The following is a 14087-nucleotide window of genomic DNA, read 5'->3' as shown; positions in this document are numbered from 1 at the left end:
ACCGATCCGACCAGCCACGCGCGCCGTGGCAAGCTCACACTCAACCACGGCGTGGTCCAGACCCCGATCTTCATGCCCGTCGGCACCTACGGCACCGTCAAGGGCGTGATGCCCCGCAGCCTCGAGGAAATGGGCGCGCAGATCATCCTGGGCAATACCTTCCATCTCTGGATGCGCCCCGGCCTGGACATCATGAAGACTTTCGGCGGGCTGCATGACTTCGAGAAATGGAACAAGCCCATCCTCACCGACTCGGGCGGCTTCCAGGTCTGGAGCTTGGGCGCGATGCGCAAGATCACCGAGGAAGGCGTGCATTTCTCCAGCCCGGTCAACGGCGACAAGCTGTTCATGTCGCCCGAGGTGAGCATGCAGATCCAGACGGTGCTGAACTCGGACATCGTCATGCAGCTCGACGAATGCACGCCCTACGAGACCAACGGCCACAAGACCACCGAGGCCGAGGCGCGCAAATCCATGGAGATGAGCCGCCGCTGGGCCCGGCGCTCCAAGGATGAATTCGAGCGCCTTGGCAACCCGAACGCGCTGTTCGGCATCGTGCAGGGCGGCATGTTCAAGAGCCTGCGCGAGGAATCGCTGCAGGCGCTCGTTGAAATGGACTTCCCCGGCTACGCCGTCGGCGGAGTGTCGGTGGGCGAGCCCAAGGATGAGATGCTGGACATCATGCGGCACACGCCGCATCTGCTGCCGCAGGACAAGCCGCGCTATCTGATGGGCGTGGGCACGCCCGAGGACCTGGTGCAAGGCGTGGCCGACGGCGTGGACATGTTCGACTGCGTGATGCCCACGCGCAACGCGCGCAACGGCACGATCTTCACGCGCTACGGCGACCTCAAGATCCGCAACGCGCGCCACAAGAGCGACCATCAGCCCATCGACACCACCTGCACCTGCCATGCCTGCGCCGGCAGCAGCGGCGTGAGCTGGGACGACGGCGGACGCGGCGGCTTCTCGCGCGCCTACCTGCATCACCTCGACCGCTGCGGCGAAATGCTCGGCCCGATGCTCACCACCATCCACAACCTGCACTACTACCTGAACCTGATGCAAGAGATCCGCAGCGCGCTGGAAGCCGGCACGTTCACGCAGTTCCGCGCGCAGTTCAGGTCGGACCGCGCGCGCGGCATCTAGCGCGGCATCGCGGCCCGGTCCTCACTGGCCGAGCAGTGCCTGCACCCGCTCGCGCAACGACTGCGGCTGCACCGCTCCCGCCTCGAGCGGCGCCCCGACATTGAGCCCCACGCGGTTGAAGATGCCGCGCCGGAATGGCCGCATCATCGCCCCGCCCTGCTCGACGCGGCTGAAGAAGGAGCCCCACAGGTTGGTCAGCGCCATCGGCACCACCGGCGCGTCCACGCCGTCGGCCCGTGCGCGCTCGATGATCTTCATGATCCCGCCCCTGAACTCCTGCAGGCGGCCATCGCGCGTGATGCCTCCTTCGGGAAAGATGGCCAGCAAATCGCCGTCGCGCAGCACCTGGGCGGCCCGCTCGAACGCCGCTTCGTAGGTTGCCGGATCATCCTTGTGCGAGGCCACCGGAATGGCCTTGGCGAGCCGGAAGATCCAGCCCAGAAGCGGCACGCGGAAGATGCGGTGATCCATGATGAAGTAGATGGGCCGTGGACTCGCGGCCATCAGCAGCACCGCATCGACGAAGCTCACGTGATTGCAGGCCAGGATCGCCGCGCCTTGCAAGGGAATGTGCTCATCGCCCCGCACCTTGAAGCGGTAGACGATGCGCGAGAGCACCCATGCGAAAAAGCGCAGCAGGTATTCAGGCACCAGCATGAAGATGTAGAACGCCACCACCGCGTTCGCCACGCCGGTGAACAGGAATATCTGCGGCACGCTGGCCCCCGCCGCCAGCATCGCGCCCGCGATGAGCGAACTGGCGATCATGAACAGCGCGTTCAGGATATTGTTGGCGGCGATGATGCGCGCGCGGTGCGTGGGCTGGCTGCGCAACTGGATCAGTGCGTACATGGGCACGCTGTACAGGCCCGCGAACAGGCTGAGCAGCAGCAGATCGAGCATCACGCGCCAATGCGCCGGCTGGGCAATGAACGCGGCGGCCCCCATTTCGGCCGCGGACAGCAAGTTGCGCGAGGCAAAGTACAGGTCGATGGCGAACACGCTCATGCCGATGGCGCCCATCGGCACCAGGCCGATCTCCACCTGGCGGCGCGAGAGCACCTCGCACAGCAGCGATCCCGCGCCTATCCCCACGGAAAAAACGACCAGCAGCAGGGACGCCACCTGCTCGTTGCCATGCAGCACCTCCTTGGCGAAGCTGGGGAACTGACTCAGGAAAACCGCGCCGAAGAACCACATCCAGCTGATCCCCAGCAGCGAGCGGAACACAACGATGTTGCCATGCGCCAGCTTGAGATTGCGCCAGGTTTCGCTGACGGGGTTCCAGTTCACCACCAGGTGCGGATCGGTCGCCGCGGCCCTGGGAATCCACTGCGCGGCCACGCGCCCCGCCACGGCCAGCGCCACGCAGGCAGCGGCGACCGCCGCATGCCCGACCCGAGGCATCGCAACCAGCAGACCGCCGGCCACGTTGCCCAGCAAGATAGCCACGAACGTCCCCATCTCCACCATGCCGTTGCCGCCGGTGAGCTCGCGCTCGCTGAGCGCCTGCGGCAGATAGGCGAACTTCACGGGCCCGAACAGCGTGGAGTGCAGCCCCATCAGGAACACGCAGCCCAGCAGGACGGCGGGGTTACCCATCATGAAGCCCGCCGCCGCAATCAGCATCACGGCGATCTCGAAGTTCTTCACGAAGCGGATGATGCGCGTCTTCTCGAGCTTGTCGGTGATCTGCCCGGCGGTGGCCGAAAACAGCAGGAACGGCAGGATGAACAGCGCACCGATCACCAGCCCCGCCATGGCCGGCTGCATCCAGCGCACGTTGAGCTGGTAGGTCACCATCACCGTGAAGGCGAACTTGAAGAGATTGTCGTTGGCCGCTCCCGCGAACTGCGTCCAGAAAAAAGGCGCGAAGCGCCTTTGCCCGAGCAGCGCGAACTGATTGGGATGCGGCTCGCGCCCCTGCGCGTGCGCCGTGTTGCCTTCGACTGTGGATGGGTTCATGGAATGGTTGCGTCCCGTTGTCATTCATATGCTCCTGCCCGGGCGGAGCATGGCCGGCGGCCATTGTGCCCGGTCCTCGGAAAATGTCTGCCGCGCAGTCTGCGGCGAACGGGCGCAGCCGGCGCGATCTCCGTGCATCACGCCCGAATCGGGCACCTCGGGTATAGATAATCGATACCCATGAGCACCACCGCCGATCTCATCAACGCTCTGAAAAAGGAGCTCAAGGCCGCCCGGATGACCTACGCCGACCTGGCCGTGCAACTGGGCATGGCCGAGTCCAGCGTCAAACGCATGCTGGCCAAGGGCGAGATGCCGCTGTCGCGCATCGACGCCATATGCCGCGCGCTGCGCATCGACTTCGCCGACCTGGCCCGGCGCGTCGCGGATGAACAGCCGCTGCTCGAGGAACTCTCCGCCGAGCAGGAGCGCGCCGTGGTGGCCGACAAGAAATTGCTGCTCATGGCCATCTGCGTGCTCAGCCAATGGACGCTGGAGCAGGTCACATCCACCTACCGGCTGAGCGAGGCCGAAGGCGTGAAGTATCTTGCGCAGCTCGACCGCATCGGCATCATCGAGCTGCGGCCGCTCAACCGCTACCGGCTCAAGCTCGCCAAGACCTTCCGCTGGCGGCCGCACGGCGCCGTGATGGATTTCTTTCGGGAACATGCGCTGCTGGACTACTTCTCCGGCGGCTTCGACGGCCCGGGCGAAGGGATGCTGCTGGTGCACGGCTCCATCAGCCGCGCCGTGGCCCCGGTGTTCAACGAGCGGCTGCAACGCCTTGCGCAGGATTTTTCGCGGCAGCACCTGGCCGACCAGAAGCTGCCGCCGCGCGAGCTGGAAGGCTACACCCTGGTTCTGGGAATGCGCAGTTGGGAATTCGCCGTGTTCGGCCAGATGCGGCGCGCCGGCGCGTGATCACATTTATTCACAACACTTTGCCAAGCGCTCAAGGAACGGCGACCGTCGCTTCACATGCCCTGCGCATCATGAACTCCACGGTGACGGAGAAAGCACGGACGCCGTTTGAAGGAGCATCACATGATTCGCACACCAGCAATCGCCGCCAGCATCGCGGCGCTGATATTCGGCCTGACCGCAGGCGCCGCCCATGCGGGCGCCAACATCAACATCCAGGTCGGCTCACCCTATCCCGCCCACCCGCAGCCCGCGATGGTGGCCGTGCAATACAAGGCCCCTCCGCCACCGCGCGTCGAACGCGTTCCCGCTCCGCGCCGGGGCATGGTCTGGTCGCAGGGCCACTGGGAGTGGCGCGGACAGCGGCATGTCTGGGTGCCCGGCACCTGGATTCGCGTACGCCCGGGCTATAGCTATCACCAGCCCGCCTGGGTGCAGAACGGCAACCGCTGGCAATTCAGGCGCGGCGGCTGGGACCGGGACCGCGACGGCGTGCCCGACCGCCATGACCGCAGCCCGAACAACCCCTACAGGAATTGACGAAAGCCGGGCGCTGCGCCCAGCCATCCGACAGTCAGAGATGCGGCCAGCAGGTGCCGCTGGCGAGATCTGCGCGCACGGCGCGCGTCACTTCACCTCTGCGTGCGGCCCGGCGAAGGCGCATCCGCCTTGCGCGTAGCCCCGGCCTTGCGCGCCACCGCCTTTTTGGCGGCGGTCTTCTTCACGCTCTTTTTCGCGGCCGGCTTGCGTGGCACAGCCGCGGCCTCTGCAGCCGCCGGCTTCTTCGCGCCCGATGGTGCCTTGCCGCCCGCCGCGGCCATGGCCGTGCGCGTCATCTCCTGCGCGCCTTTCATGCTTTGCGCGGCAAACTGCGCCGCCATGTCGGATGCGGCCTTGAACGCGTCCTCGCCCATGACCGACGCTGGCGCGTTCGCCGCATGCTGCGACACGTCGCGCATGGCATTGGCCGCGATCTCCTGGAACTGGCTGGTCAGCGCGCCCCACCATTGCACCGGATCGGCCATGCCGCCCGCGCCCGGCATGAACGCGGCGGCGCTCTCGGCCGCTGCCTTCGGCCCGGGCTTCGCGGCGGAGGACGCTGCCTCCTTTTCTTGCGCGGGCGCCGCACCGACGCCCGCGCTCGAAGCGCCGCCGCCTTGCGCGTCCGGCCTGCCTTGCGGCATCGCCGCGCCGAACGCTCCGGCGATATCGCCCATGGCCACGTTCATGTTTTCCAGCGTGGCCAGCGTCATCTTCTGCACTTCGAGAGCCTGCACGGTAGCGGCCAGCGCGCGTGCGTTCTGCTCCAGCCAGAACTGCACCGACTTGAGTTCGCCGATGCGCTTGTCGAGTTCCTCCACGCTGACCGTCGGAGCCACCCAGCTGGCCAGCCCCGGCATCGCGGAGACGCTGGACGTGGCGCTCTTCGCAAGGTTCTGCAGGAAATCGAACCCCGGCACGAAACGCCCAAAACCAAATGGTGTGTTGTCGCCTTCGCTCATGATGAGTCTCCCAGGTTTGCGTTGAACATCGGTCTGCAGGCGACAGCTTAACGCCAACGCGCAAGCGCACCTGCAAGGCAGTTCATGCGTGGCTCTTTCGCCTCAAAACGACGCGAGAATGCAGCTTTCGGGCACATTTGATCCCGCACTGCGCACACGCATTGGAAATCTCGTCCTAGAATGCCGAGACCAGCATTCGCTGGCGAGTATCCAAGCAAACAAATAAACAACCAACTTCATCATGGCAACTGCAAAGAAAGCGAGCGCGCCCGCCAAGAAGGCCGCTCCAGCGAAAGCAAAGGCAGCTCCCGCTGCCGCAAAGAAGACCGTGGCTGCTGCGCCCGCAGCCGTGAAGCCGATCAAGGACGCGTTCAACAAGTCCACGCTGATCGCTCACCTGGCAGCGCAAAGCGCCGTCGAACCCAAGGCCGTCAAGGCAGTGCTCGCAGCGCTCGAAGGAGCCATCCTGGCGTCGGTGCACAAGAAGGGCGCTGGCGAGTTCACGCTGCCCGGCCTGCTCAAGGTCGGCGTGCTGCAGGTTCCGGCAAAGAAGAAGCGTTTCGGCAAGGATCCCTTCACAGGCGAAGAGCGCTGGTTCGATGCCAAGCCCGCGTCCGTGAAGATCAAGGTCCGCGCGCTCAAGAAGCTCAAGGACGCCGCTGCCTGACCCAAGCTTCACGCATCGTCGCCTCTGAACGAAAAGAACCGGCCTCATGGCCGGTTTTTTCATGGAGTGCTCACGCTGCGGCGCGCGGCGCGAGATACAACTGCCTGAGCCGTTGGCGCTCTGAATCTCCCACCCGCAGCTGCTGCGCGAGATAGCGCTCGAAGCCGCCGAAGTCGGCATCCACGGCATCAAGGGCCGCGTCGAGAAAATTCTCCTGGACCCGCCAGATCACGTTGAGCACTTCCTCGGGCGCCGTGCTGACGAGGCTTTGCGGGCGGCGGTAAAGCCCGTTGGTGAGCAGATAGTCCTGCATCACCGCCGGACGCGAAACGCCCAGCGCCATCAGAATCAGCGCCGCGGCGAAACCGGTGCGGTCCTTGCCCGCCGTGCAATGGAACACCAGCGGCGCGTCATTCTCCAGCAGATGTTCGAACAGCTGCGCATACTGCCGCGCATTGTTGGCGACAAACGCGCGGTAGGTGTCCTGCATGAGCCTGACGGCGACCGGGGCCGTCATCTGCTCGCCCGCGAGTGCCATTTCCTTGGCGCGCTGCACCACGGTGGGCTCGATCGACAGCGCGTGATAGCGCACGTTCGGCAGTTCGTAAGCCTGTGCGGCACGCTCCGCGTCACCGCGAAAATCCAGCGCGCGGGTCAGGCCGATGTCGGCCAGCGCCATGGTGTCGTGCGCGGTCAGCGCCGCCAGATGGTCGGAGCGAAAGAGGCGGCGCCAGCGCACCGGCTGGCCGCCCTCTCCCGCATACCCGCCGAGATCACGGAAGTTGGAGGCGCCGGCCAGATTGAGCGAGCGAGAATATGGGTCCATCTCCACATCGTATGCCAAACCGGCGGGAAACGGATGACAGCATCCGCGTCCTCGAGAGCCGCAAACGAAAAAGGCAGCCTGCCGACTGCCTTGCGGGTGCGCGTCCCGCGATGGCGCGGCCGGGCGGTCACTGAATCTCGAACGCCGCGCGATCCTTGTCGGCAATCCACTTCGGCGGCTTGCCGCGACCGCTCCAGGTCGATCCGCTCACGGGGTCGCGGTACTTGGCGGGCGCCTTCGCCGCCGCGGGCTTCCAGGGAAAGACCTGCTGCGCGGTGAACCCGAATTCCGCGATCAGGGCATGAATGTTCGCCAGCGCCGCCTTGGCTTCGATTTTCCTGGCGTCGGCAATCTGCTGGTCCAGCATTTGTTTCTGGGCCAGGAGTTCTTTGTAGGTAGTCATTGGGTGATGGATCGGATGAAAGAGAGCAAACACAGGTGGAGCGCGGCCCGTCGGATCGTTGGAGCCATCCGCGCGTGGTTCGCATGCAGAGGTGGACGGGCTATCCGGCCACGCCTCGATGCGCCGCCGGAGCGGAAACCCGGGGGATCCGTGCCGACAAACCCTGTTTCAGCCGCTGGGCGCGACTCACACCTGTGGCGCATTCTAGCGTCAGCACAATGCCCAAAAGGGCCAACGACCACGCCCCCGCTATTTACCGAAAAGCGCAAGCAGTTCCCTGGTATGGGGGACGTCGCGCAGGAACGGCGGAACGGAGAGCGCGAGCAGCAGCGCCGCCAGCGGCACCACGCAGATGAAGCCCACATACTTGAACCCCAGCGCGCCCACCAGCCCGCCGAGCACGAACATCAGCACCAGTCCGGCGGAATTCCTCAGGCGCCGCCAGTTGTGCTGAACCTGCATCGGCGCCACATGGCCGCTTCGTTTCCAGAAGAACATCTTGCCCAGCTCCATGCCCAGGTCGGTGATGTTGCCCGTCATGTGCGTGGTGCGGATGCTGCCGCCCGAGGTCTTGGAGCCCACCGCGTTCTGCAGTCCCATGATGAATGACAGCAAAAGCACCGTCAGCGGCACCGCGAAGGGCGTATTCCAACTGAGCGTGACCGCGCCCATCAGCCCGAAAGGAAACATCAGCAGCGCCTCCAGCATCAACGGCAGCGCATAGACGCTGTGAAGCCGACGCTGGCGCCCCCAGTTCACCATGACGGCGCACACCGCCGCGCCGGCCGTGAACGCGAGAATGGCGCCCAGTGCGTTGAGCAGCAGCGTGCCGTTGTCCAGGACCAGCGCATCCGCCAGTTGCGAAGCAAAGCCCGTCATATGCGACGTGTACATGTGCAGCACCAGAAACCCGCCGGCATTGACCGCCCCCGCATTGAACGCGAGCAGCAACCCGAGCGCGATGTTGGTCGAAGGCGCCCGGTGCCGGTTGGTGAGATGGCGAAGTTTGCGCATGGAATCCTCCTCGATGAGTATCTTCCATGCTGAAGCGGCATCTGGCAATCGGCCCGCCATCCGCCGATGGCCGCAGCCGCACCGTCAGCGCTGTTTGCCGCGCGTATCCGGAAGGAATGCGGTGGCCAGGCCAAGCAGGGGCAGGAACGACACCAGCCCATAGACCCAGACGATGCCGTAGGTATCGGCCAGCTTGCCCAGCCCTGCGGCGCCGATGCCTCCGATTCCGAACATCAGCCCGAACATCAATCCCGAGACCATGCCCACGCGGCCGGGCACGGCCTCCTGTGCGTAGACGACGAGCGCTGCGAAGGCCGAAGACATCACCAGGCCGATGAGGACGGCAAGGACCGCCGTCCACGCCAGGCCCACGTGCGGCAGCGCAAGCGCGAAAGGAGCGACGCCCAGAAACGAGATCCAGATGACGGCCTTGCGGCCGATGCGATCACCCACCGGCCCACCCGCGAAGGTCCCTGCGGCGACTGCCGCGAGGAACATGAACAGGAACATCTGGCTTTGCCGCACATCCAGGGCGAAACGCTCCATCAGGTAGAAGGTGAAGTAGTTCGTGAACGAAGCGATGTAGACGAACTTGGCGAACATGAGGATGCAAATCACGATCACCGCCCGCAGCACCCCGGCCCTGTCCAGGCCCGGTGCATGGTTCCTGGCCAGACCCTTGGCCTTGGCGCTGCCATGGTGCAACACCCACACAGTCAGGCGGTACAGCACGAAAATCGCGGCGAGCGCTGCCACCATGAACCACGCGACCGCATGCTGGCCATAAGGAATGACAACCGCCGCCGTGAGCAGAGGGCCAAGGGCGGAGCCGGTATTGCCGCCCACCTGGAACGTGGATTGCGCGGTGCCGAACCGCCCGCCCGACGCCAGCCGGGCGATGCGCGATGCCTCCGGATGGAAGGTGGCGGAGCCGATGCCCACGACGGAGGCCGCCAGCAGCAGCATTTCATAGCTGCGCGCCGTGGCCAGCAAGGCGATGCCGATCAGCGTCATCACCATGCCGCAGGGAAGCAGGTAGGGCTTGGGATGCTTGTCGGTATACAGCCCGATCCATGGCTGGAGCAGCGAGGCCGTGATCTGGTAGACAAGCGCAATGACGCCGATCTGGCCGAAGCTCAGGGAAAAACCCGCCTTGAGCATGGGAAAGATCGACGGCAGCATGGCCTGGATCATGTCGTTGAGCAGATGCGCAAGCGCCGCGCCTCCGACGATGGGCAGCAAAAAACCGTGGGATGGCGGCTCTGCCGCGGCGGACGGCATCGGCGTGGCCGATGCCTCCAGGGTGGTGGTCTGGGTCATGGAAGGGTGGTTCGCAAATCCGGAGGCCGATGGCCTCCGGGTGCCTTGCGCGGATCAACAAGAGGCTCCAGCATAGGGCGCGCGCCGCTGGCTGTCTCACGACGATCTGCCAACATCTGTAGAGTTCCTGCCATGACGACGCCCCATCCATCCCTCAAACACAAGATGTACCACCACCTGCCGCGTCCCGTGGTGGTGATGGAGAACCGCTGGCCTGCGGGTACGTCCACGGGATGGCATTCGCATCCCAGGGGACAGTTGCTCTACGCCACGGAAGGCGTCATGGTCGTGCACACGGACGCGGGTTCCTGGGTCATCCCGCCCAACCGGGCGCTGTGGATGGTCACGGGCCTGCGGCATACCGTCACCATGTCCGGCGATGTGCTGATGCGCACGGCCTACATCGATGTGGACAAGGTGCCGGCCCTGCCTCCCGTCACCTGCGCGATCAACATCTCACCGCTGCTGCGGGAGCTTCTGGTCGAGGCGGTCCGCCTGTCGCCCACGCAGGAGCCCATGGGCCGGGACGCCCGGCTCCTCGCCTTGCTGATCGACGAGATCCGGGTGTCCGCCACCATTCCGCTGCACTTGCCCCTGCCACGGGACAAGCGTCTGAGATCTCTTTGCGAGCAATTGACCACATGTCCGTCGAGCGCGGCAAGCGCGGCGGACTGGGCCGCGACCCTCCATGTGGGCGAGCGGACGCTGCACCGGCTGTTCGCCAGGGAACTGGGAATGACGTTCGCGCAATGGCGCGAGCAGGCCAGGCTGCTGCATGCGCTGCGCAGGATCGCCTGCGGCGACAAGGTCATCGACATCGCCTTCGACTGTGGCTACGCCAGCCCGAGCGCATTCGCAGCCATGTTCCGGCGCCACTTCGGCGTCTCGCCGTCCAGCTTCTATCTATAGAAAGAACGGAGAAGGCAGGCACGCGCCCACCGGGCCGCGACGGCATGCATGCACCTCCATGGCCCGGCACCCCGCGCACGAGATGGGTGCGGCGAGCGCCTGGTTTGCACCGAATTAATGCAGACGAGCAGGTTCAAGCGGCCGCCGTTGCCCCGGAACCCCGCCCGGACGCCGCCCTGCCCGTAGGCAGCCCGCTGGCACGAAAAATGCGATTCCTGTCGTGCCGATGGAGATCAACGACGACCTCGCCGGCCAGGACAAAGGCGTCCGCAACTCACCCAGCGCACTGCGTTGCCGGGTTCGTTGCGGGCGCCTTTGTGTTTTTCCGAACCGTGAGCGCGGCGCACGAGCAGGCCGCGCTCCCTCAACAAAAAAGGATGCCGCATGTCTTGCGCGCCCCACACGTCCCCGCTGAAGCTGCTGATCGCCGGCAACGGCATGGTGGGACACCGCTTTGTCGAGGCCCTGATCGAACGCCATCCCGACCTGCCCGCGGCGGGCCTGGAGGTCACCGTGCTGGGCGAGGAGCCCCGGGCGGCCTATGACCGCGTGCATCTCTCCGAATTCTTCAGCGGCCGCAGCGCGGAGGATCTGTCGCTGGTGCCGCCAGGTTTCTACGACCGTCCGGGGCTCACCCTGCGGCTGAACGCGCGCGTGGCCTCCATCGAGCGCCGCAACAACACGCTGAGGCTGGCGACGGGGGAAGAGCTCGCGTACGACAAGCTGGTGCTGGCCACCGGCTCCGTGCCCTTCGTGCCCGGCGTGCCGGGGCGCGAGCGGCCGCACTGTTTCGTCTACCGCACCATCGAGGACCTGCAGGCCATGCAGGCATCCGGCGCGCGCTCCAGGAGCGGCGTGGTGGTGGGCGGCGGCCTGCTGGGCCTGGAGTGCGCCAAGGCGCTACGCGACATGGGCCTTGAGACCCACGTCGTGGAGTTCGCGCCGCGCCTGATGATGGTCCAGGTCGATGAGGGCGGCGGGCGTGTGCTGCGCAGCAAGATCGAAGCGCTGGGCGTGCACGTGCACACCGGCCGCAACACGGTCGAGATCACCGACGGCGCGACGGCGCGTCACCGCATGGTGTTCTCCGACGGCACCCATCTCGAAACCGACATGATCGTGTTCTCCGCCGGCATCCGGCCGCGCGACGAGCTGGCGCGCCAGTGCCTGCTGGCCGTCGGACCGCGCGGCGGCATCGTCATCGACGACCACTGCCGCACCAGCGATCACGACATCTACGCGATCGGCGAATGCGCCGCCTGGCACGAGCAGGTCTTTGGCCTGGTCGCGCCCGGATACGACATGGCGCGCATCGCCGCGGCCCATGTATCGGGCCTGTCCGAACCCGCCTTCGGCGGCGCCGACATGAGCACCAAACTCAAGCTGATGGGCGTGGACGTGGCGAGCATTGGCGATGCGCAGGGCAAGACACCGGGCTGCCGCAGCTTCAATTTCACCGACGAGATCGGGCAGATCTACAAGAAGATCGTGGTGAGCGCCGACGGCAAGCGCCTACTGGGCGCCGTCCTGGTGGGCGATGCAGCCGAATACGGCACGCTGCTGCAGATGGCGCTCAACAGCATCGCATTGCCCGATTCACCCGGGCAGTTGATCCTGCCGGCCAGTGACGGATCCGCCAAGCCGGGCCTGGGCGTGGACGCCTTGCCCGATGGCGCGGTGCTGTGCTCGTGCAACAACGTCAGCAAAGGCCAGCTGTGCGCGGCGATCGCCGATGGCGCGCACACCATCGGCGAGCTCAAAAGCTGCACCAAGGCCGGAACCTCGTGCGGAGGGTGCGTGCCGCTGGTCACGCAGGTGCTCAAGGCCGAGCTCAAGCGCCAGGGCGTGGCCGTGAACAACCACTTGTGCGAACACTTCCCGTACTCGCGCCAGGAGCTCTACCACCTCGTGCGCGTGGGCAAGATCAGGACATTCGCCGAGCTGCTGCACAGGCACGGCAGCGGCCATGGCTGCGACATCTGCAAGCCGACGGCCGGCAACATCCTGGCGAGCTGCTGGAACGACTTCCTGCTCTCGCCGCAGAACGCGCCGCTGCAGGACAGCAACGATTACTTCCTTGGCAACATCCAGAAGGACGGCACCTACTCGGTCGTGCCGCGCGTGGCCGCCGGGGAGATCACGCCGGACCAGCTCATCGTGATCGGGCGGATCGCCAAGCGCTACGGGCTCTACACCAAGATCACCGGCGGCCAGCGCATCGATATGTTCGGAGCGCAGGTGCACGAGCTGCCGCTGATCTGGCGCGAGCTGGTCGATGCCGGTTTCGAATCAGGCCACGCCTATGGCAAGTCGCTGCGCACGGTCAAAAGCTGCGTGGGCTCCACCTGGTGCCGCTATGGCGTGGACGACAGCGTGGGACTCGCCATCGAACTGGAGAACCGCTACAAGGGCCTGCGCTCGCCGCACAAGATCAAGTTCGGCGTTTCCGGCTGCACGCGCGAATGCGCCGAGGCCCAGGGCAAGGACGTCGGCGTGATCGCCACGGAGAAAGGCTGGAACCTCTACGTGTGCGGCAACGGCGGCATGAAGCCGCGCCACGCGGAATTGCTGGCATCCGACCTGTCCAGGCAGGAACTGGTGCGGTTGATCGACCGCTTCCTGATGTTCTACATCCGCACCGCCGACCGCCTGCAGCGCACCAGCACCTGGAGGGACAACCTCGAAGGCGGGCTGGACTATCTCAAGGCTGTGGTGATCGACGACAGCCTGGGGCTGGCCGCGGAACTGGAGGCCGAGATGTCCCACGTCGTCGGAACCTACGCCTGCGAATGGAAGAAGGCCGTGGACGATCCGGCCGTGCTCAGGCGCCTGCGCACCTTCGTCAACAGCGATGCGGGCGACGACAACGTCGTCTTCGTCAACGAGCGCGGCCAGATCCGGCCTGCGACCCAGGCGGAGAAACTGCAGAACTTCAAAGGCATTCCCGTGGTGGCGGACGCCATTGCCTGACCCAACCTTCCGGAGAACTCCCCATGAGCGCCATCGCCTTCGCCCTTGACACCCCAACCGCCGCGCCCGCCTCCGACACGGGATGGCAGCGCATCTGCCCGCTCGACGAAATCTGGCCCGACACCGGCGTCTGCGCCCTGATCAAGGGCCGCCAGATCGCCGTATTCCGGCTGGCGAGCGGCGAGCTGTACGCGATCGACAACCACGATCCGCACAGCGGTGCGAACGTCCTCTCGCGCGGTATCGTGGGCGACCTCGCAGGCGAGCCGGTCGTTGCCTCGCCGATCTACAAGCACCACTACCAATTGCGCAGCGGCGCCTGCCTGGAGGACGCGGACACGCGGCTGCGGACCTATCCGGTCGAGATGCGCGAGGGCGCGGTCTGGCTCCAGGGCTGAGAACGTGTTCACGATCTCCTCGCGCCGCGACAGCGGCTTTGCG

Annotated in this window: 13 protein-coding genes; 7 read left to right on the top strand and 6 right to left on the bottom strand. The window is 65.8% G+C overall.

Annotated elements, in window-relative coordinates; all coding sequences use genetic code 11:
• On the top strand, nucleotides 1-1149 hold a 1149-nt coding region (tgt, locus tag ABWP92_RS12810), incomplete at its 5' end, for a tRNA guanosine(34) transglycosylase Tgt (RefSeq protein ID WP_353235772.1).
• A 21-nt stretch (nucleotides 1150-1170) separates the two neighbouring features.
• Here tgt and ABWP92_RS12805 read toward each other — a convergent pair.
• Entirely contained in the window at nucleotides 1171-3114 is a 1944-nt protein-coding gene (locus ABWP92_RS12805; protein WP_353235771.1) for an MFS transporter, read from the bottom strand.
• A 180-nt stretch (nucleotides 3115-3294) separates the two neighbouring features.
• Here ABWP92_RS12805 and ABWP92_RS12800 point away from each other — a divergent pair, with 180 nt between their 5' ends.
• Together ABWP92_RS12800 and ABWP92_RS12795 are read left to right on the top strand one after the other, a co-directional pair.
• Entirely contained in the window at nucleotides 3295-4035 is a 741-nt protein-coding gene (locus ABWP92_RS12800) for a helix-turn-helix domain-containing protein (RefSeq protein ID WP_353235770.1), read from the top strand.
• 123 nt (nucleotides 4036-4158) lie between these two features.
• Entirely contained in the window at nucleotides 4159-4575 is a 417-nt protein-coding gene (locus tag ABWP92_RS12795; RefSeq protein WP_353235769.1) for a YXWGXW repeat-containing protein, read from the top strand.
• A gap of 92 nt (nucleotides 4576-4667) precedes the next feature.
• On the opposite strand, the gene ABWP92_RS12790 is transcribed toward ABWP92_RS12795, so the two are convergent.
• A complete protein-coding gene (locus ABWP92_RS12790; RefSeq protein ID WP_353235768.1) occupies nucleotides 4668-5537 on the bottom strand; it encodes a PhaM family polyhydroxyalkanoate granule multifunctional regulatory protein in 870 nt (289 codons plus the stop codon).
• 241 nt (nucleotides 5538-5778) lie between these two features.
• On the opposite strand from ABWP92_RS12790, the gene ABWP92_RS12785 reads away from it, so the two are divergent.
• Nucleotides 5779-6204, top strand: a complete 426-nt coding sequence (locus ABWP92_RS12785; protein WP_353235767.1) for an HU family DNA-binding protein — start codon at nucleotides 5779-5781, stop codon at nucleotides 6202-6204.
• 70 nt (nucleotides 6205-6274) lie between these two features.
• Here the strand turns inward: ABWP92_RS12785 and ABWP92_RS12780 are convergent, their stop codons facing one another.
• From ABWP92_RS12780 to ABWP92_RS12765, 4 genes are all read right to left on the bottom strand, one after another.
• On the bottom strand, nucleotides 6275-7030 hold the full coding sequence (locus tag ABWP92_RS12780; protein WP_353235766.1) for a tyrosine-protein phosphatase: 756 nt from the start codon (nucleotides 7028-7030) through the stop codon (nucleotides 6275-6277).
• 127 nt (nucleotides 7031-7157) lie between these two features.
• Nucleotides 7158-7433, bottom strand: a complete 276-nt coding sequence (locus ABWP92_RS12775; protein ID WP_353235765.1) for an H-NS histone family protein — start codon at nucleotides 7431-7433, stop codon at nucleotides 7158-7160.
• A 249-nt stretch (nucleotides 7434-7682) separates the two neighbouring features.
• A complete protein-coding gene (locus ABWP92_RS12770; RefSeq protein ID WP_353235764.1) occupies nucleotides 7683-8447 on the bottom strand; it encodes a YoaK family protein in 765 nt (254 codons plus the stop codon).
• A gap of 84 nt (nucleotides 8448-8531) precedes the next feature.
• Complete coding sequence (locus ABWP92_RS12765) at nucleotides 8532-9767, bottom strand: MFS transporter (protein ID WP_502907528.1); 1236 nt, start codon at nucleotides 9765-9767, stop codon at nucleotides 8532-8534.
• A gap of 132 nt (nucleotides 9768-9899) precedes the next feature.
• On the opposite strand from ABWP92_RS12765, the gene ABWP92_RS12760 reads away from it, so the two are divergent.
• The 3 genes from ABWP92_RS12760 to nirD all read left to right on the top strand — a co-directional run bounded on the left by ABWP92_RS12760 (nucleotide 9900) and on the right by nirD (nucleotide 14044).
• Nucleotides 9900-10676, top strand: a complete 777-nt coding sequence (locus tag ABWP92_RS12760) for an AraC family transcriptional regulator (protein WP_353235763.1) — start codon at nucleotides 9900-9902, stop codon at nucleotides 10674-10676.
• 384 nt (nucleotides 10677-11060) lie between these two features.
• The gene (gene nirB / locus ABWP92_RS12755) at nucleotides 11061-13646 is read left to right on the top strand and encodes a nitrite reductase large subunit NirB (protein ID WP_502907527.1); all 2586 of its coding nucleotides are present in this window, start codon (nucleotides 11061-11063) and stop codon (nucleotides 13644-13646) included.
• Nucleotides 13647-13669: 23 nt separating this feature from the next.
• Nucleotides 13670-14044 (top strand): nitrite reductase small subunit NirD, encoded by a 375-nt coding sequence (gene nirD, locus ABWP92_RS12750; RefSeq protein ID WP_353235762.1) that lies wholly within the window; start codon nucleotides 13670-13672, stop codon nucleotides 14042-14044.
• The last annotated feature ends 43 nt before the right edge of the window (nucleotides 14045-14087 follow it).

Origin of the sequence: Diaphorobacter ruginosibacter, from assembly GCF_040396215.1 — a bacterium.
Classification (GTDB): domain Bacteria; phylum Pseudomonadota; class Gammaproteobacteria; order Burkholderiales; family Burkholderiaceae_C; genus Diaphorobacter_A; species Diaphorobacter_A ruginosibacter_A.
The sequence above is the reverse complement of the archived record's forward strand: the minus strand, read 5'-3'. Positions and strand labels throughout refer to the sequence as shown.